Below are 18,137 nucleotides of genomic sequence, written 5' to 3'. Positions count from 1 at the left end.
TCCCTCGGCTGAGCCGAGGGAAGGGGGCCTTCACGCGCAAAACCAGAGGATTAGACCGGCTTCACCGGCCCCTTCCCCACCGACTTCCCGACGCTCGCCGGCCGCTCAGCCACACCGGGCTGCACGAAACCGTTGATGTGCAACGAGATCGAGCGGATCGACCCGGTGTCGCCACCGGCGACGTCGACCGCGGTGAACTTCCACGTGCCGTCGGCCGCCGCACCGGCCAGGCCGCCGAGCGCCTGCGCCGGCTTGTAGGTGCCGGTGAACGGGGCGTTCGCCGCGCTCACCGAGCTGAACGCGGCGGCCGCGTTGTCGGCGAAGACGACTTGGCACAGGTTGTTGCCCGAGCCGCCGCTTCGCTGGAACACGGTCGCCTTCGCACCCGAAGGCGAGGTCAGCGTGCCGACCAGGTCACCGGCGTATGAGTGGTTGATGCCCACCGTCGTCGAGGTCTGGTCGGTGCTGCAGGTCGCGCCGTCCACCGAGAACGTCAGCTTCGACGCGCGCCCGACGCCGCTCACCGTGATCGGCACGGTCACGCCGGTCGGATCGCTGTCCGGGATCGCCACCGCGTCACCGGCGTAGGCGAAGTTCTGCGTCACCGGCGACGGGGTGCCGACCGGCAGCGAGAACGTGGACGTCGTCGGCGAGTACGAACCCGCGAACGTCACGCGCGCGTTCAGCACCACCGGCACCCCGAGTTCCTGCGTGGCGGGAACGGTGATGGTGAAGTCGTTCACGCCGGTCTGCCCGGGGCTGATCGTGCCGTACGACTTCGACCGCGGCGCCACCGTGACCCCGGGGGTCGGGCTGGAGAGCACGACGCTGGTGGACGTCGCGGTGCCGTCGCCTCGGTTGGTCACCGGCAGGGTCACCTTGGCGGTGTCGCCCGGGTCGAGCGCGGAGCCGCCGTCGGCCGGGGTGACCGTCGGCTGGCCGGCGGACGCGAGCGGCTGCGGGCTGGCGCCGGTGTAGGCGAGCACCTTGTCGGCGAGGATGACGCCGGCGCCGCTGGAGTCGTCACGGCCGGGGGTCAGGATGTCGACGGCGGTGTTGATCAGCGCCTCGCGTACCTCGGCCGGGGGCAGCCCCGGGTTGCCCGAGAGCACCAGGCCCGCGATCGCGGCGGCGTGCGGCGCGGCGGCCGACGTGCCGTAGAACGTGGTGAAGCCGGTGACGCTGGTGGAGACGCCGTCGGCCGCGGTGATGTCCGGCTTGGCGCGGACCTCACCACCGGTCCCGGACACGTTGCCCGGGGTGATCGGGGTGCCGTCGGCCTGGTAGAACATCCGCCGCGGACCGTCCGAAGTGAACCGTTCGACCTTCGACGTCGCGCCGAACGCGCCCGGGAACGGGCCCGCCGGGTTGGCCGGGTCGCCCGGTTCGAGGGCACGGGGGAACGCCTTGGCGGCCGGTGCCGCCGCGACGCTGAACGCGTCCCGCGCGGCCGAGTGGCCCACGGTCACGCCGGGTTTGGTGTAGGCCTTGAGGCCGTCGGCCGAATCGGTGAACCGGCCGCGCAGCGCGGACAGCGAAAGGTAGCGGCCCTCACCGGAGAACTTGACGATCGCCAGCCGCAGTCCGGCGACACCCGTGGTGTCCACCCGTTCGTAGGCGTCCTGGGTGCCGGTCTGGACGTCCTGGCTGAAGTCGACGACGTTGCCCGCCGCGTTCAGCAGGTACAGGTCGTAGTCGTTGTTCGAGCGGCCCAGCGGGTCCGACCAGAACAGCGTGACCGGCACCCGGCCCGTCGCGCTCGAGAGCGGCTGGAAGACCTGGTTGCCCTCGGCACCGGCGAAGTTGTGCGCGGTACCGGCGTACTTGCCGATGCTCTTGCCGGAGTCGACGAAGTCGCCTTCCCAGTGGCCCGAAGTGCCGTCGGCGACGTTGCCCTCGTTACCGGCCGAGGAGAAGTACAGCGCGCCGTTCGCGGTCACGTCGTTCACGGCCTGGGCGATGATCCAGTCCTGGAACGGGGATTCCTTGAAGTACAGGACATCGTCGACGATGACGTCGCAGTGCGCGTCGAAGCGCAGCTTGCGGATGTTGTCGGCGAAACTGGCGTCGGAGTTGAACGCGCTGGCGAAACCGAGTTCCGCGTTCGGCGCGAGATCGTGGATGATCTCGAGCATCGCGGTGCCCTCGTCACCGTCGCCTTCCTGGCCGGGGATCACGTCGACGACCGCCGGGAGCTCGCCGCGCGCCTGCGAGGTCGCGAGCGAGTCGATCCCGTCGGACAGCGCGCAGATCTTCGTGCCCACGCCGGTGACACCGAACTGCTGGCGCGCGGTGTCGGCGTTGTGCGCGCGGTCGCCTTCGCTGTTGACCGGCCCGGCCGCGATACCCGCCTGCCCCTTGGCTTCGACAGCCTTCTTCAGCTCGTCCGCGATCCGGGCGGCCTTCTCTTCCTTGCTCTCCCGCTTGCCCGCGGTGGCGGGCTCGGCGAGCTGGCGGGCGGTGAACGCCTCGTTGGCTGTCTCGACCTTCTTGACGTCGGCGCGGGCCGCGATCGCCGGGACCGCGTTCAGCGGCACCTCGGCGCGGACACTGCCGTACCGCTCGGAGACCGCGCGGATCCCCGCACCGGATTCACGCAGTCCCTTGAGGAGTTCTTCCGAGACCTGGCCCCGGATGTCCACGAGTACGGTGCCGGCCGCGGAGACATTCGCCCCAGACCCCAGTGCGGGAACCGCGGAAGCCGACATCCGCTGCGCGCGGAGCTTCTGTTCGACGAGCAGTCGGCTGTCCATTTTGGACTCACCGGCGCTCTGGCTCTTCTTGATCGACTGCAGCGCTTCGATCTGCCGGACGGTGTTCGCCGAGAACGCGTCCGGGGACTGCGTGGTCTCCGCCATCGCGACGGGCGGGCTCACCAGGCCGAGCGCGGTGACGAGGGCCGCGGTGCCCGCGGTCAGGATCGTTCTTCTTCTCCTGCTAGAACGGGTTGGACGCACGTGCGCCTCCGATTCCTAGGCGCGTGCCCCGACTCACGCTGACCGACGCCGGCGATCACCGGCTGGATCAAGCTAAGTACCGGGCGTGCACCGGCGGCAGGAGCCGTTCGGGTGACGTCTGATGGAGAATTTCCGGATTCGGCCGCAGGTCGTGGGCCGTTCAGGGTAATCGCGCGATCACAGGACGAAGGAGTCCGACCAAGGCTGCGAAGCACGGCCCGACAAGCCGTCCAAAAGGGTCACCGCCTGTTTGTCCGTCAACGAGGCCACGAAGTCGACGACCGCCCGCCCTCGCGCCAGTCCTCGTACGGCGTCGGCACCGGTGACCGGTTCCCCGGTGGCGCCGACGAGCAGTTCCGGCGACGTCCGCGCCAGCGCGGAGAACTCGGACCGCGCCAGCTCCACCAGATCGTGCAGCCGTCGCGGGAGGCGGTAGAACTCGTCGCGGTCGAGCAGCCACGCGTCGAGCGCGTCGACCAAGGTGGTCACCAGGCTCGCCTGCCCGCGCTGGTGCAGCGCGAGTTCCGGGCGCAGCAGGACGAATTGCCGGTGCACGAATTTCAGCACCTGCACCTCGTGCCACTGTGCGGGACGCAGCGTGAGATGTCCCGTCCGGGTGGAGGGCGACGACACCACCTGGACACCGTCGACGAGCCGCGCGGTCCATTTCGCGGAGAAGGCGGCGGTGGCCTGTTCGGCCTCGATGGACCCGTCGAACCCGGTGGCGAGCAGACCGTCGACGAGTTCGGCGCGGACACGGACGACGGCGCTGGTGAAGGCGTCGTCGTCGACGATCCACCCGTCCTTGGCGTGCATCCGGCGGCGCAGCCGTTCCAGGGAGTGGCCGGGCAGCCGCCGTTCGGCGGTCAAGGTCGCGTCGTCCAGCGCGGCCAGTTCGGCCGCGTGGTCGACCCAGCCGGTGAACTCGGCGGCGACGGGAGCGTGCTGCAGGACACCGATCCGGTGGAAGTCCTGGAGATCGTGGATGGCGTACGCGATGTCGTCGGCGGTGTCCATCACGGACGCTTCGACGGTCTGCTGCCAGGGTTCGATCCGGCCCTCGAACGGGGCCCGCGCCTGGGTGAAGTCGTCGAGTTCGGTGCTGTAGGCGGAGAACTTGCTCGCGCCGGTGCCGGGGGCGTCGGCCGGTTCGGCCGCGCCGCGTGGCTGGACCGGCATCGACGTCGGATGCGGATCGGGCACGTGCAGCCGCGCCCACGGGTACTTCAGCACCGCGGCACGCACCGCCGTCGTGAGGTCCAGACCGGAGGCGGACGGGCCGCGGACGTCGGTGGTCGTGATGATCCGGAACGACTGCGCGTTGCCTTCGAAACCGTCGGCCAGACCGAACCGGTGCCGGGCGATCCGGTCCAGTGTCTGCTCGCCGAGGTGCCCGAACGGCGGATGCCCCAGATCGTGCGCGAGCGAGGCGGCCTCGGCGACGTCCGGGTCGCAGCCGCCCAGTTTCGCGGCGAGCTCGGCGGAATCGCTGGCGGAATTGATCCGCTCGGCGATCGCGCGGGCGACCTGCGCGACCTTGAGGCTGTGGGTGAGCCGGTTGTGCAGGAGCCCGGAACCGCCGGCGCTGACCACCTGCGTCACGCCGCCGAGCCGCGCGAAGAAGGGCGAGGCGGCAATCCGGTCGCGGTCGATCCGGAACGGGCTCGTGGCGAGGTCGGTGAACCCGGCGCTCTCGCTCGCCGGATCGCGCCGCCACGTCCTCGGGTCCGTCTGTTCCATGCGCAACACCGTATCCGTCGTGGCGGCGTGATGAGATACGAAGGTGGCGGACGTGGTGATCGCGGGCGGCGGCCCGGCGGGCCGGGCGCTCGCGCGTGCCTGCGCCCGGCGCGGACTGGCGACGGTCGTGATCGACCCGGCGCCGGGCAGACACTGGCGGGCGACCTACGGGCTCTGGGCCGACGAGCTGCCCGCGCTGCCGCGGGGCGCCGTCGCGTGCGCGCCTTCGGCCACGATCGCCTTCGGGACCCGACGGCACGTCCTTGACCGCCAGTACCTGGTGGTGGACAACGACGGCCTGCGCCGATGGCTGGACGAGGACTACGACGTCGTCGCCGGCACGGTGTCCGGCGTGGACCACGGCGGCCAAGGCTCGTCGGTACGCCTCGGCGACGGCCGTGTCCTCGCGACAGGGCTGTACGTGGACGCTTCCGGTGTCCGGCCGCGGGGGAACCGGTACGAACAGACGGCGTTCGGCGTCGTTCTCCCCGCCGAGGACGCGCTGCGGCTGGCCGACGGCCCGGACACCGCCGTGTTCATGGACTGGCGGAACACGGAGTCCGGATTCCTCTACGTGCTGCCGCTCGGCGACGGCACCGTCCTGGTCGAGGAAACCTCGCTCGCCCGCAAACCCGGACTGCCCCTCGACGTCCTGGCGGCGCGGCTGCACGCCCGGCTACGGACCGTCGGCCTGACGTCACGCGGACGCGAGGAGCGGGTGCGGATCGTGCTCGATCCGCCCGTGCCCCGGCGTGGCCGGACGGTGCCGTTCGGAGCCGCCGGAGCGCTGGTGCATCCGGCGACCGGGTACAGCGTCGCGACGTCGGTGCGGCTCGCGGAGCCGGTCGCCGACGCGGTCGTCCGGGCTTGGGATCGTGGCCCCGCCGCGGTGGCGTCGGCCGCGCACCGGGCGTTGTGGCCGTCCTCGGCACGCACCGTGCACGGATTGCGACGGCACGGATTGCGCGCGTTGTGCGGGATGCCGCCCGAACTGGCCCCGGTGTTCTTCGATCTGTTCTTCACGTTGCCCACGCCGCTCCAGCGCGCATTCACCAGTGGTCGCGAAGATGTTTCAGGTACGACCGAAGCAATGTCGGCACTTTTCCGAATGTCACCGTGGCAAGTGAGAAAACACCTGATCGGGTGGCGTGCGTTACGCCGTTCTAGGTAACCCAGGTGCCTGCACGATGAACATCAGTTGACACGTATTTCGTTTCGTGCCGCCACCGGCGAACATTCGCTTGTGACGTTGCAGATCGCTGTCCGCTTCGCTTACCAGCCGTTGTACAGCCTGCACACCGGCGGCGTCGTCGCGTTCGAAGCCTTGGCGCGGCCGGGCCGGGGTACCGCCCACGAGCTGCTCGCCGACGCCCGGCGCAACGGCAGGCTGGCCGAGGTCGACGTCGGGCTGGCCGCCGAGGCCGTCCGGCAGCTGCGCGAACCGCAGGCCGCCCTCCCCCTGCACCTGAACCTGTCCGCGCGCACGGTGGCCGCGCCGCCGTCACAGTTCGACCCGCTGACCGACGCGCTCAGCCTGATCGGCCGCCGGACCAGGGACGTGGTGCTCGAGATCGGGCCGCCGTTCACCCAGATCCCCGCCGACCTCCTGCTGACCGGAATGCGGCGGCTCACCGACCTCGGCTTCCGGCTCGCGCTCGACGGCCTCGGCCGCGGCGACCTCCCGCTGACGCTGCTCGCTTCGGCACCCGTGGACCTGGTGAAACTGGACCGCAGTGTGCTGCGGGGCCTGCCGCACGACCCGGCCGCCGTCGCGGTGGTCGAAGCGGTGCTGCACTTCGCGTCGCGCACCGACAACCGCCTGGTCGCGACCGGGCTCGAGACCACGGAGCAGCTGGAGTCCGCCCGGCGGCTCGGGGTGCGGATCGCACAGGGCAACCTGCTCGCCCCGCCGGACGGCGACCACGCGCCGCTGCCCGCGCCGGACGCGCCGGGGCCCTTCATCCCCGGCACCGCCCGCGCCCGCCGCGTCGGCGACTTCCTCCGGCCCGCGACCACGCTGCCGGAAGACGCGACCTGCGACGACGTGCGCGAGGTACTGGCCGCCGCCGACGGCCCGAGCGGCATCGTCGGCATCGACGACCGTCACCGTCCACAGTGGTCGATCGACCGGACCCGGTTCCTGGTCGCGGTCACCGGGTTGTACGGCCACGCCCTGCACGCCAAACGGCCGGCGTCGCGGCTCGCCGACCGGCCGCACACGATCCACGCCGACGCGAGCGCGCTCGAATTCCTGGAGCTGGTCACCGACGCGGACTGGGGCCGGACCGGCGACGACGTCGTCGTGGTCGACGACCGCGGCCGGTGTGTCGGCGTGGTGCTGGTGAACGAGGTCGTCCGCGGGGTCGCGGAGGCGAAGGTCGAGGAGGCGGTCTCGCTGAGCCCGCTGACCCGCCTGCCCGGCAGCGACGCGGTCGCGAGGGACGTCGACCGCCGCATCAACGCCCGGGAGCCGTTCGTCGCGGCCTGGCTGGACGTCGACTCGTTCAAGACGGTCAACGACACCGCCGGATTCGCCGCCGGCGACGACCTGATCCGCACGCTCGGCCGGACACTCACCGATCTGGAGGCCCGGCTGCGCCGGATGCGCGTCAGCCATGTGGGCGGGGACGACTTCCTGATCGCCTGCGACGTCGACGAGATCGGCACGGTCGCCGCCGCGCTGCTGGACACGCCGTGGTCGGCCGACGGGCTCCCGGTGACGGTCTCGCTGGCGACCCTGGTGTGCGGGAACGGCGCCATCCGGTCCTACAAGGACGCTTCCCGGCTCCTGGCTCCGTTGAAGAAGCAGGCCAAGGAGGTCCCCGGGTCGAGCTGGGTGCTCGGGCGGCCGGGCTCGGACCGCGTCGAGGTGCTGCGCGGGATCACGACCCGAGGCCTGCCCTCCCAACGCGTCGCCGGCTTCTGACCCCTTCCGCGTTTCGTCCTCTGAATGCGTTCCTTGCGCGTGCAACTACCGCATTCAGAGGACGAAATGCGGAAGGTCAGAGGTCGTAGGCGGCGCGGTAGGCCGAGAAGCGCTCGTCGACCTCGCCGGCGGTGAGCCCGAAGTCCGCGAGGTCGTACCGGTGCACGGGTTTCCTTTCGCCGGAACGGCTTTCGGCGTGCACCACGGTCATCGCGTCCCGCGCGGCGTCGCTCAGCGGGAGGCCGAAATGCCGGTAGACGCCTTCGACCGTGCCGATGGGGTCGGCGACGAAATCCTCGTACCGCACATCGCAGAACTGTGCCGGATCATGCCGTTTCCGCGCCTCCAGCGACTTTTCCGCACCTCGCGCCCAGAGATCCAGCTGGCTTCGGCCGATCACGTCGCCGCGGAAGACGTCGGACCAGCCCTCCGAAGCCTTCTCGTTCAGGCTGCACACCGACGCGACGATCGTGCTCGGCGCGCGATGGGTCTGGACGATCAGCGCGTCCGGATACACCTCCAGCAGCGCGTCGAGCGCGAAAAGATGGCTCGGGTTTTTGAGCACCCAGCGGCGGCCGGCGTCGGGCAGACCGATGAGCTGCAGGTTGCGCCGGTGCCTGCGATAGGCGTCGGTCCAGCTCTGCCCGTCCAGCCAGCGCGAATACGACGGCACGTGCGCGAGGCATTCGTAGGACACCGATTTCAGGGATTGCCGCAGGAGCTGCCAGCATTCCTCGACCTGGCCGGCGGACATGTGGTGCAACCCCATGAACTCGGGATGCTCGACGTGATGCTTCTCGTAACCCGCCTGGATCCCTTGGAACACCGGGTTTTCCGCCCACGTCTCGCGCGGCGGGCGCGGTTGCGGCACCTCGGTCAGCCAGACCTCCAGCCCTTGATGCGCCGGATCCTCGGTGAGCAGCCGGTGCAGCGCCGTGGTCCCGGTGCGCGGCAGACCGGTGACGAAAATGGGCCGCTCGATGGGAACCTCTGCGTACTCCGGGTTCTGCTTCCACGAGGCCTCGCTCAGCGACCGCGCCACCAGTGCCCCACGCAGGAACGCGCGATGGATCTTGTTGCCGTACGGCGTCAAACCCGCCTCGCCTGCGTACGAATCGAGCAGCACGCCGAGACCTTCGAGATGGTCTTCGCCGCCGAAGTCGTCCAACCCGGTGAGCTTCGCCGCCGACGCGTGCAGATCCTCGACCGTGCCGACGTTTTCCCGCCCAGGCAGCATGTTCTCCCCTTCAGTGGTGGTATTCGCCGGCGTTGACGTCGAGACATTGACCGGTGACGCACCGGGCGAGCGACGAGGCGAGGAACACGACGGTGTCGGCGATCTCGTCCGGCTCCGGCAGGCGGCGCAGGTCGATCGTCTCCGCCGTCTCGGCGTACACCTGCTCCGGCGGCACCCCGCGTTCTTTGGCCAGATAAGCGAAATACCATTTCAGCGAGTCCGCCCAGATGTAGCCGGGTGCGACGGAATTGACCCGGATCCCGCGCGGCCCGAGCTCCGAGGCGAGGCTCTGCGCGAGCGCGAGCAGGCTCGCCTTCGCCATCTTGTACGCGCCGAACGTCCGCCGGGAATGCCGCAGCACGGCCGAATTGATCATCACGACCGAACCGCCGCTCTCGGCTAGCGAAGCGGTGAACAGCCGTGTGAGCCGCAGGGCGGCGAGTACGTTGGTCTCGAAACCCGCGCGCACGTCGGCCAGGTCGACGTCGGCGAGATCCATGATCGGCGGGATGGCGAAAGCGTTGTTCACCAAGGCGTCCACCCGGCCGAACGCATTCAAGGCGGCCTCGGCGAGATTCGTGGCCGAAGCGTCGTCGGTGATGTCGGTGGGCACGGTGACCGCGCGGCGGCCGAGCGCGTCGACCTCCTTCGCGACCTCGGCGAGCCGCGTTTCGGTGCGGGCGGCGAGGACGACGTCGGCGCCCGCCGCGGCACAGCGCGTGGCGATGGACCGGCCGAGCCCAGGACCGACACCGGAGACCACGACCACCTTGTCCCGCAACAGATCCGTCATCCCAGCATCCTCGCCGCGACGGCGGTCTGACGGGCCGAGATCCGGGCCACCCATTCCTCCGGGGTCACCCGCGCCTCGTCGTGGAAAGGCAACCGGTCGGCGAGTTCGCCGAACTTCACCACCTCGACTTCGGGACCGTCGGCTTCACCCAGCGCACGGGAGAGGCGCTGCCAGCGGATCTGGACGTACCCGCGGTCGTGCCCGGTGCGTTCGAGCCAGTTGGCCAGCCCCGGGTCGCGTTCGCTGATCACGAAGCGGATCTTGCCGTCCGGGTCGACCCGCGCCTGGTCGGCGGTGAGGCTCGTCTGATGGTTGATGTAGTCGAGCGAGAGGTACCAGACGCTGCCGAGCTGGATGCCCTGATAGGGCGCGTCCGAACGCGGCACCGTCACGATCATGACCTCTTCGTCGCCGAGTTCGTAATGCCCGGCCGACGAATACTGCGTGGTCAGCCCGCCAGGGGTGGGGCGCGGCTCGGTCATCGTGTTCACCGGCAGGTTCAGGTAGAACCACTTCGGGAAGGCGAGGAAGGTGCGCAGCCTGCTCAGCAGGATCTTGCCGGTGACGCCGTACCGTTTGGCCAGACCGTCTCGGGTGAGCGGCGCGGGTGCGCCGCCAGCGGTGTCGGCGCACTGGATCTGGATCGTGCCGCGGCGTTCGGTGGCCCAATCGCTGTAGACCTCGCGCACCACGAGCATCGACGAACCCGGGCCGAGGACGAAATAGTTGGGGCCCGGGTCGGGTTTGGCCGGTCCGAAGCGGAGCTCGAAAGAGCCGTCTTCGGCGATCTCGATCTGACGGTCGTCGAAGGCGGCGAGGCTGTCCGGCACCTCGACGGGTGAATAGTCGCCATTGAGGACCTGGAAACTGACGTCGGCGGTGCTCCCCCGCGTCCCGGTGACGACGTACTCGCGGTCCTCGCGGATGTTCGCGTTGAAGTACAGCGTGTCCGGGTTGTCCAGGCCCATCTTCGTGTACGGCCCGGTGGATTGGGTGAAGAACGGATAGTCGCGTTCGTAGGCCCACGCCATCTGCAGGGAGGCGCGGATGCTGCCGGCGAGGTAGTCGTACCCCTCGATCAGATCCTGTTCGGTGCGGATATGCGGCGCCTCCGCGATGACCTTCTCGGCTTCGGCGATCGCGTCCGCCAACGGTTGAGTGAGCACCGGCGACTCCTCATACTGGTACAAATACGTACCGGCTTGGTACGTTCTTCGCATCATCAGACTAGAACGCGTTCTAAGGATGGGTCAATGGCCCGGCATTCCCCGCCCACCGAGCGAGTCGTGAAGCTGCTCGACTTCTTCGCCGCGCACCCCGGCCGCCGCTTCGGCCTTTCGGAGCTCGCCCGCGAGCTGGACCTGGCGAAACCGACCTGTCTCGGCATCCTGACCGAGCTGACGACGGGCGGCTACCTGGTCCGAGACCCTCAACCGGTCACCTATCGGCTGGGGCCCGCGATGGTCGCCGCCGGCCGCGTCGCGAGCGAGGGTTTCGGCGCGAGCGAGGTGGCGCGACGGCATCTGGAGGAGCTGAGCAGGCGCTACGGCGCCACCTGCACGGCGTCGGCCGTGGTCGGCGACCGGATCCTGATGCTGCAGAGCGCCGGGCCGGGCCGGGTCAAACTCGGCGAGACGTATCCGTTCGCGCCGCCGGTCGGCCTGATGTACGTGCTGTGGGATTCCGACACGGCGTTCGACGCGTGGCTCGCCAAACCCCCGGCGGTGCCGGTGCGGCTGGACGAGGCGCACCTTCGCCGCGTCGTCGCCGAATGCCGGGAGCACGGTTATCTGGTGGAGAGCCTGACTTCCGCGGGGCGGCGGCTCTACGCGCTGATGGCGGGCGTCGGCGCGGAGGAACTGCCGCCCGAAGTGCGTGGCCTGGTGGGAGAACTCGTCTCGAGCCTCGGCGAACGCGTCTACCTCGGCGCCGATCTGGAGCCGCGCCGCAAACACGCGGTGAGCCTGCTGGCCGCCCCGACGTTCGACGCTTCGGGGCGACAGGAACTGGTGCTCACGCTGTCGGTCGGCGAGCCGATCACCGGCGCCGAGATCGCGCGGCGGGGCGCCGCGCTGGTCGCCGCCGCCGACGCCGTCACGGCCGAATCCGGCGGCCGCCACCCCCGCGTTTAGTCCTCTGGATGCGGTAGTTGCGCGCGCAAGGACCGCACTCAGAGGACTAAACGCGGGTCAGGAGGACCACCGGTTCGCGGTGAGCTTCAGGCTCGGCACGTCGTCCATCGACATCATCGTTTCGTACAGCCGGTCGTACTGGGTGGACGCGGTCAGCCACACGCCGTCCACCCGCCGGTAGGTGTCCTCGTAGTACGCCGCGCCCTCGATGATCACCCGGTGCTCGGGCACGATCACCTTGTCCCGCATCAGCCAGGTGCCCGTCGCGGTGTCGCCGTCGACGTCGATCTCCGGCTGCCCGGCGAAGTGCACCGTGGTGACGCCGGGGCCGACAGCGTTCCGGAAGAACTCGACGATCGCTTCGCGGCCTTCGAAGGTCAGCGGTTTGCCGTACGACGGCGTTCCGTACCGCGCGTGCACGTCGGCGGTCAGTGTCCCGGCCATCTCGTCCCACAGCTTGAGGTCGAGGCAGCGGAGGTAGCGGGCTTTGAGGCGTCGGATGTCTTCGAGCGCGACCAGGTCCATGCCGACAGCGTCCTCCTCCCCTTGACCAAGCACAAGAACTTGTTCTACTTTTCTGGTCTCGAACGACGGAGGTCACGATGGCGTCCCCGGCATACGAGCTCACCCATCTCGAAGCACTCGAAGCCGAAGCCGTGCACATCTTCCGCGAGGTCGCGGCGACCTTCGAACGGCCCGTGCTGCTGTTCTCCGGCGGCAAGGACTCGATGGTGATGCTCCACGTGGCGGCCAAGGCCTTCTGGCCGTCGCCGCCCCCGTTCCCGGTGATGCACGTCGACACCGGGCACAACTTCGACGAGGTCATCGAATTCCGGGACCGCACGGTCCGCGCGTACGGGCTCCGGCTCGTCGTCTCCAGCGTCCAGGACGACATCGACGCGGGCCGGGTCGTCGAAGACCCGAAGGCGGGCCGCAACCGTCTCCAGACCACCGCCCTGCTGCGCGGGATCCGCGAGCATTCCTTCGACGCGGTCTTCGGCGGCGCCCGGCGCGACGAGGAGAAAGCCCGCGCGAAGGAACGAGTGTTCAGCTTCCGCGACGAGTTCGGCCAGTGGGATCCGCGCAATCAGCGGCCGGAACTGTGGGATCTGTACAACGGCAGGCATCGCAAGGGCGAGCACATCCGCGTCTTCCCGTTGTCGAACTGGACCGAGCTCGACATCTGGCAGTACATCGAAGCGGAGAACGTCGACCTGCCGTCGATCTACTACTCGCACCGGCGTCCGGTCGTCCAGCGGGACGGCATGCTGCTCGCGCACACCCGCTTCCTCACCTTGGACGAAGACGAAAGTCCTTACGAGGCAACGGTTCGCTTCCGCACCGTCGGCGACGCGACCTGCACCGGCTGCGTCGAGTCGGCGGCGGCGTCACCCGGCGAGGTGGTCGCCGAAGTGGCGGCCAGCAGGCTCACCGAACGCGGCGCCACCCGCGCCGACGACCGGATCTCCGAGGCGGGTATGGAAGACCGGAAGAAGGAAGGCTACTTCTGATGGGCGCTTCATTGGTCCGCCTCGCGACCGCGGGCAGCGTCGACGACGGGAAATCGACGCTGATCGGCCGCCTGCTGTTCGATTCGAAGACGGTGTTCACCGACCAGCTCGAAGCCATCGAACGTACCAGCCGCGACCGCGGCGAGGCTTATCCGAACCTCGCGCTGCTGACCGACGGCCTGCGCGCCGAACGCGAACAAGGCATCACGATCGACGTCGCCCATCGCTATTTCGCCACGCCACGGCGGAAGTTCATCATCGCCGACACGCCGGGGCACGTGCAGTACACCCGGAACATGGTCACCGGCGCGTCCACGGCGGATCTCGCGCTGATCCTGATCGACGCCCGCAAAGGCGTGCTCGAACAGTCGCGGCGGCACGCGTTCCTGGCCGGCTTGCTGGGAATCCCGCATCTGGTGCTGTGCGTCAACAAGATGGACCTCGTCGGCTGGTCGCAGGAACGCTTCGAGGAGATCCGTGAGGACTTCCGCCGCTTCGCCATGAAACTCCAGGTGCACGACCTCACCTTCGTGCCGATGTCGGCACTGCACGGCGACAACGTCGTGCACCGGGGCGCCAGTATGCCTTGGTACGAGGGGACTTCCCTGCTGCATCACCTCGAACAGGTGCACGTGGCCTCGGATCGCAACCTCATCGACGCGCGATTCCCCGTGCAGTACGTGATCCGCGAGCACAGCCGCGACTTCCGCGGTTACGCGGGCACGGTCGCCGGCGGGGTGTTCAAACCCGGCGACGAGGTCACCGTCCTGCCGTCCGGCTTCACCACCACGGTGCGTGCGATCTGGGGCCCGGGCGGCACCACGATCGCCGAGGCCTTCGCCTCGCAGGCCGTCACGATCGAACTCGAAGACGACCTGGACCTCGGCCGCGGCGACCTGATCTGCCGCCCCGGCAACCGTCCCCACACGAGCCGGGACGTCGATGCGATGGTGTGCTGGTTCTCCGAACAGGGAGCGTTGAAAGCAGGGAACACCTTCCTCGTGCGGCACACCACCCGCGAGACCAAGGCCGAGATCCGCGACCTGGACTACCGGCTCGACGTCACCACCCTGCACCGCGACGAGACGGCGAAGTCGTTGTCGCTCAACGAAATCGGCCGGATCCGGCTGCACGCGAGGCAGCCGCTGCTGTTCGATTCCTACCGCCGCAACCGCTCCACCGGAGGTTTCCTGCTCGTCGACGAGCATTCCGGGGCGACGGTCGCCGCGGGCATGATCACCGGGCCGAGCGTGACGGCGTCGAACGTCGTCTGGCACACCGCCGCGGTCACCAGGGCGGAACGGGCGACGCGCGGGCTCACCGTCTGGCTCACCGGGCTTTCCGCGTCCGGGAAGTCGAGTGTGGCCGTGGAACTGGAGCGGCGGCTGGTGGCGTCGGGCAGGCCCGCGTACCTGCTGGACGGTGACAACCTGCGTCACGGGCTGAACGGGAACCTCGGCTTCAGCCCCGCCGATCGCGCCGAGAACGTGCGCCGGGTCGCCGAGGTCGCGAAGCTGTTCGCCGACGCCGGTGTGGTGTCGGTGGTCTCCCTGATCAGCCCGTACCGGGCCGACCGCGAACTCGCCCGCGCCACGCACGAGGCCGCCGGGCTGCCGTTCCTCGAGATCTTCGTCGACACCCCGCTGGAGGTCTGCGAAGACCGCGACCCCAAGGGGATGTACGCGAAGGCGAGAGCGGGCGAGATCAGCGGGTTCACCGGGGTGGACGCCCCGTACGAGCAGCCCGAGAGCCCGGATCTGGTGCTGCGCCCGGAAAACGGGGACCCCGCCGCGATGGCCGCGCTGATCCTCGCCGCCCTGGAGTAGCCGAAGGACGCTTTCGTCGCATCAGATGCGACGAAAGCGTCCTTCGCCGCGTCCTATGCGGCGAAAGCGTCCTTCAGCCGCCGTTGGCCGCCCGGTACGGAGCGGTCGCGTAGGTGCGGGCAGTGGTGGCCGTCAGCTTCTCGACCGAACGGAACATCGTCTTCCCGAGCTTCGCCCGCGCACGCAACGCGGGATGCGTCGCGGCGTAGTCGTCCTTGTTCACCGCCGGATCGCCGGCGAAGGCACCGGACGCGAACAGCGAATAGGTGAGGATCGGCTTGCCGTCCGCGCTGAACATCACGCCGGCCTCGTTGCGGCCGTCGTTGAACCAGCCCGCCTTCGTCGCGACCCGCAGCCGCTCGGCCGAGGTCAGGCCCAGCCGCACGCCGTCGGTGAACGCGCTCAGCGACCGCAGGATGTTCAGCAGGTACTCGGTGGACTTCGCCGAAAGCAGTGTCCCGCCGACCAGTTTCCGCAGCAGTGTATGCGTCTCGGCCGGGGTCGTCTTGCCGAGGAAGAAGCGGTTCGGGTTCGCCACCGGCACCACCTGGGTGTGCACGAAACCCTTGCCGCGCAGAATCTCGTTGAGTTCCGCGGCGGGACAGACCAGGCCGCACAGGCGGACGGCGGTGTTGTCGGACAGCGTCAGCAGCGCGGCCATCGCGTGCCCGAGCGTCACCGAACTCGGGTACGCGCCGTCGAGGGCGAAGATGCCGTCGGTGTCCTTGATGACGATGTCGGCGGTGACGTCGACACGCTGGTCCAAAGTGAGCAGTCCGCGGTCGATCTTGTCGAGTACCGCGGTCGCGACGGCGATCTTGTTGACGCTGTAGGCCTCGACCACCTCGTCGGCCCGCTCGGAGACGGCGGGCACCAGGTTCCCGGCGGAATCCGCGACACTGACGTAGGACGACCAGGTGCCGCCCGCGTTCGCGGTTTCCCGGGCGTAGACCTGGGAAATCCGGCGCGCGGCGGCCGAAGCGTCGGCGGCGGGAGTGTCTGATTCGGACTCTTCGGCGGCCTGGGCGACCTGCGCCGTCCCGAGCACCGCGCCCGCGGCGGCGACCGTGCCCAGCCCCAGCAGGCGACGACGATTGACGTTGGTATCCACGCCGGAACCCTACCGCGTTCAGCCGGCCGGCGTGACGAATCCGGTGTCGTAGGCCTTGATCACCGCTTGCGTCCGGTCCCGCGCGCCGAGTTTCGCGAGCACGTTCCCGACGTGCGTCTTGACCGTCTGCACGCCGAGGTACAGTTCGCCCGCGATCTCCACATTGGACAGTCCGCCCGCCATCAGCCGCAGCACCTCGCTTTCGCGTTCGGTGAGCCCGGCACCGGCGAGACCGTCCAGCGGCCCCCGGTTCGCCTGCTGCGCGGCCAGCCGCCGGATCGCCGCCGGGAACAACAGCGACTCCCCCGCCGCCACGGTGCGGATCGCCGCGACGATCTCCTCGGGGCGGGCCCGTTTCAGCAGGAAGCCGCTCGCCCCGGCGAGCAAGGCGTCGTAGACGTAGTCGTCGTTCTCGAAGGTGGTCACCACGATCACCTTCGGCGGACTGTCCATGGTGGACATGAGATGCGTGGTCGCGCGGATCCCGTCGACCGAAGGCATCCGGACGTCCATCAGCACGACGTCGGGCCGGAACCGCGACACCAGCCCGGGCACCTCGGCGCCGTCGGACGCTTCGCCAACGACCTCCAGGTCGGGTTCGGTGGCGACGATCGCCCGCAGCCCCGCCCGGATGAGCTGTTCGTCGTCGACCAGCAGCACCCTGATGCTCATCGCCGCTTCCCCCATGGCACCGCCACCTCGACCTTCCAGCATCCGTCCGCCCGGCCCGCGGTGATCGTGCCCCCGAGCACTTCCACCCGTTCCGTCATTCCCCGCAGCCCCCGGCCGCCCCCGTCGCGTGACGGCTCCGCGGCGCCGAGCGGATTGGCCACCCGCAGGCGCAGCAGCTCCGTTCCGGCGTCGACGAGGACCGTCACCGGAACCTTACCGGCGTGCCGCAGCGCGTTCGTCAGGCATTCCTGCAAGATCCGGTACGCCTCGCGGGAGACGACCGGCGGCACCGACGACGGCTCACCTCGTACCTCGGCCGAAACCTCGGCACCCGCCAGCCGCGTCGCCTCGACCAAGGCGGGCAGCTCCGCCAGCCCCGATTGCGGCGTCCGCGAAGACGCCTCGTCGCGCAGCAGGCCGAGCACGTGGTCGAGATCGTCCAGCGCGGCGCGGGCCGAGTCCTCGATCGCGGTGAGCGCCTGCTCGGTGAAGTCCGGGTCGGATCTGAGAGTGCGCCGCGCCGCGCCGGCCTGGATGGTCACGACACTGAGCGCGTGCCCGACCGAGTCGTGCAGTTCACGCGCGAGCCGGTTGCGTTCGGCGAGCTGTTCGGTGCGCTTCTCCAGCTGGGCGATCCGTTCCGCGACCGAGATCCCCAGCAGGCTCTTGGCGCAGCGCGTCAGCACCGCGCCGGCGCCCCACACGACGTAGGCCAGCACGACGACGCCGAGCAGGCACGCCACCGGGATCCACGCGCTCGCCCAGCCCTTCGGCACGTCGATCGCGCTCTCGGCGGTCAGCGCGATCCGGCCGCTGAACGGGGCCGCGATCGTGAAACCGAACGCGACCGGGACGAACAGGCTCACCAGGCTGACGACGCAACCGGTGATCACGTGCAGCAGGAACATCGCGCTCGAGCGCAGCCGGACGGGCCAGTTCCCCGCGGGCCCGAACACGACGCCGGGCACGGGATCGTCCAGTAGTTCGCGTACGGCCGCGCCTTCCAGCACGCGGACGGCGGGGATGAACGACGACGCGACCATCACCAGGACGACGGTGATCAGCCCGATGACCGCCCCGCGTTCCATCGTCACGACGAGGGGCAGCAGCGACGGCACCATGATGGCGGCGAAGAGCACATACGGCACGCTCAGTGCGCCACCGAGGATGAAGTAGACCCATCGGCGATAGGTCGCCCGATCCAGGAGCGGGCCGAAAAGTCGCATGCGCTC

General features: G+C 69.6%; 14 protein-coding genes. 5 read left to right on the top strand and 9 right to left on the bottom strand.

Translation table 11 applies throughout. From position 1 onward, the window contains the following. Positions 1 to 50: 50 nt before the first annotated feature. Entirely contained in the window at positions 51 to 2,921 is a 2,871-nt protein-coding gene (locus ACFWIW_RS35190) for a S8 family serine peptidase (RefSeq protein ID WP_378372424.1), read from the bottom strand. Between the two features lie 213 nt (positions 2,922 to 3,134). Continuing rightward, on the bottom strand, positions 3,135 to 4,697 hold the full coding sequence (locus ACFWIW_RS35185) for a deoxyguanosinetriphosphate triphosphohydrolase family protein (protein ID WP_378372421.1): 1,563 nt from the start codon (positions 4,695 to 4,697) through the stop codon (positions 3,135 to 3,137). Positions 4,698 to 4,740: 43 nt separating this feature from the next. Here ACFWIW_RS35185 and ACFWIW_RS35180 point away from each other — a divergent pair, with 43 nt between their 5' ends. Both ACFWIW_RS35180 and ACFWIW_RS35175 read left to right on the top strand, forming a co-directional pair. Then, the gene (locus ACFWIW_RS35180; protein WP_378372420.1) at positions 4,741 to 5,868 is read left to right on the top strand and encodes a lycopene cyclase family protein; all 1,128 of its coding nucleotides are present in this window, start codon (positions 4,741 to 4,743) and stop codon (positions 5,866 to 5,868) included. Positions 5,869 to 5,940: 72 nt separating this feature from the next. Further along, on the top strand, positions 5,941 to 7,623 hold the full coding sequence (locus tag ACFWIW_RS35175) for an EAL domain-containing protein (RefSeq protein WP_378372419.1): 1,683 nt from the start codon (positions 5,941 to 5,943) through the stop codon (positions 7,621 to 7,623). A gap of 76 nt (positions 7,624 to 7,699) precedes the next feature. On the opposite strand, the gene ACFWIW_RS35170 is transcribed toward ACFWIW_RS35175, so the two are convergent. Genes ACFWIW_RS35170 through ACFWIW_RS35160 form a run of 3 tightly spaced genes read right to left on the bottom strand, consistent with a single transcriptional unit; the run spans position 7,700 to position 10,819 of the window. Then, complete coding sequence (locus tag ACFWIW_RS35170) at positions 7,700 to 8,860, bottom strand: sulfotransferase family protein (protein ID WP_378372418.1); 1,161 nt, start codon at positions 8,858 to 8,860, stop codon at positions 7,700 to 7,702. Between the two features lie 10 nt (positions 8,861 to 8,870). After that, entirely contained in the window at positions 8,871 to 9,653 is a 783-nt protein-coding gene (locus tag ACFWIW_RS35165; protein WP_378372417.1) for an SDR family oxidoreductase, read from the bottom strand. Next, on the bottom strand, positions 9,650 to 10,819 hold the full coding sequence (locus tag ACFWIW_RS35160; RefSeq protein ID WP_378372416.1) for a hypothetical protein: 1,170 nt from the start codon (positions 10,817 to 10,819) through the stop codon (positions 9,650 to 9,652). The genes ACFWIW_RS35165 and ACFWIW_RS35160 overlap by 4 nt, the downstream gene beginning before the upstream one ends. Positions 10,820 to 10,906: 87 nt before the next feature. On the opposite strand from ACFWIW_RS35160, the gene ACFWIW_RS35155 reads away from it, so the two are divergent. Further along, positions 10,907 to 11,785 carry a helix-turn-helix domain-containing protein gene (locus tag ACFWIW_RS35155; RefSeq protein ID WP_378372415.1) on the top strand — a complete coding sequence of 293 codons (879 nt, stop codon included), beginning with the start codon at positions 10,907 to 10,909 and terminating at the stop codon, positions 11,783 to 11,785. Positions 11,786 to 11,842: 57 nt separating this feature from the next. Here ACFWIW_RS35155 and ACFWIW_RS35150 read toward each other — a convergent pair whose 3' ends face one another. Further along, complete coding sequence (locus ACFWIW_RS35150; RefSeq protein WP_240597382.1) at positions 11,843 to 12,310, bottom strand: nuclear transport factor 2 family protein; 468 nt, start codon at positions 12,308 to 12,310, stop codon at positions 11,843 to 11,845. 77 nt (positions 12,311 to 12,387) lie between these two features. On the opposite strand from ACFWIW_RS35150, the gene cysD reads away from it, so the two are divergent. Together cysD and cysC are read left to right on the top strand one after the other, a co-directional pair. Beyond that, positions 12,388 to 13,296 carry a sulfate adenylyltransferase subunit CysD gene (gene cysD, locus ACFWIW_RS35145; protein WP_378372414.1) on the top strand — a complete coding sequence of 303 codons (909 nt, stop codon included), beginning with the start codon at positions 12,388 to 12,390 and terminating at the stop codon, positions 13,294 to 13,296. Next, on the top strand, positions 13,296 to 15,122 hold the full coding sequence (gene cysC, locus ACFWIW_RS35140) for an adenylyl-sulfate kinase (protein WP_378372413.1): 1,827 nt from the start codon (positions 13,296 to 13,298) through the stop codon (positions 15,120 to 15,122). Before cysD ends, cysC begins: the two co-directional genes overlap by 1 nt. A 73-nt stretch (positions 15,123 to 15,195) precedes the next feature. On the opposite strand, the gene ACFWIW_RS35135 is transcribed toward cysC, so the two are convergent. From ACFWIW_RS35135 to ACFWIW_RS35125, 3 genes are read right to left on the bottom strand one after another with little or no spacing between them, the layout of a single operon-like run. Further along, positions 15,196 to 16,233: a serine hydrolase gene (locus tag ACFWIW_RS35135; protein WP_378372412.1), complete on the bottom strand. Its 1,038-nt coding sequence runs from the start codon at positions 16,231 to 16,233 to the stop codon at positions 15,196 to 15,198. Positions 16,234 to 16,251: 18 nt separating this feature from the next. After that, the gene (locus ACFWIW_RS35130) at positions 16,252 to 16,905 is read right to left on the bottom strand and encodes a response regulator (RefSeq protein ID WP_378372411.1); all 654 of its coding nucleotides are present in this window, start codon (positions 16,903 to 16,905) and stop codon (positions 16,252 to 16,254) included. Then, positions 16,902 to 18,131, bottom strand: coding sequence for a sensor histidine kinase (locus tag ACFWIW_RS35125; protein ID WP_378372410.1), 1,230 nt, complete (start codon positions 18,129 to 18,131; stop codon positions 16,902 to 16,904). Before ACFWIW_RS35125 ends, ACFWIW_RS35130 begins: the two co-directional genes overlap by 4 nt. Between the last annotated feature and the right edge of the window lie 6 nt (positions 18,132 to 18,137).

Origin of the sequence: Amycolatopsis sp. NPDC058340 (assembly GCF_042723975.1) — a bacterium.
Taxonomy (GTDB): Bacteria; Actinomycetota; Actinomycetes; order Mycobacteriales; family Pseudonocardiaceae; genus Amycolatopsis.
Note: the sequence above shows the minus strand (reverse complement) of the source record. Positions and strands in the feature narration are given on the sequence as shown.

Bases quoted from the DNA above. Each gene is read 5' to 3' on its own strand.
- ACFWIW_RS35155 (WP_378372415.1), top strand. From the start codon at position 10,907: ATGGCCCGGCATTCCCCGCCCACCGAGCGAGTCGTGAAGCTGCTCGAC.
- ACFWIW_RS35185 (WP_378372421.1), bottom strand. From the start codon at position 4,697: ATGGAACAGACGGACCCGAGGACGTGGCGGCGCGATCCGGCGAGCGAG.
- ACFWIW_RS35130 (WP_378372411.1), bottom strand. From the start codon at position 16,905: ATGAGCATCAGGGTGCTGCTGGTCGACGACGAACAGCTCATCCGGGCG.
- ACFWIW_RS35170 (WP_378372418.1), bottom strand. From the start codon at position 8,860: ATGCTGCCTGGGCGGGAAAACGTCGGCACGGTCGAGGATCTGCACGCG.
- cysC (WP_378372413.1), top strand. From the start codon at position 13,296: ATGGGCGCTTCATTGGTCCGCCTCGCGACCGCGGGCAGCGTCGACGAC.
- ACFWIW_RS35150 (WP_240597382.1), bottom strand. From the start codon at position 12,310: ATGGACCTGGTCGCGCTCGAAGACATCCGACGCCTCAAAGCCCGCTAC.
- ACFWIW_RS35125 (WP_378372410.1), bottom strand. From the start codon at position 18,131: ATGCGACTTTTCGGCCCGCTCCTGGATCGGGCGACCTATCGCCGATGG.
- cysD (WP_378372414.1), top strand. From the start codon at position 12,388: ATGGCGTCCCCGGCATACGAGCTCACCCATCTCGAAGCACTCGAAGCC.
- ACFWIW_RS35165 (WP_378372417.1), bottom strand. From the start codon at position 9,653: ATGACGGATCTGTTGCGGGACAAGGTGGTCGTGGTCTCCGGTGTCGGT.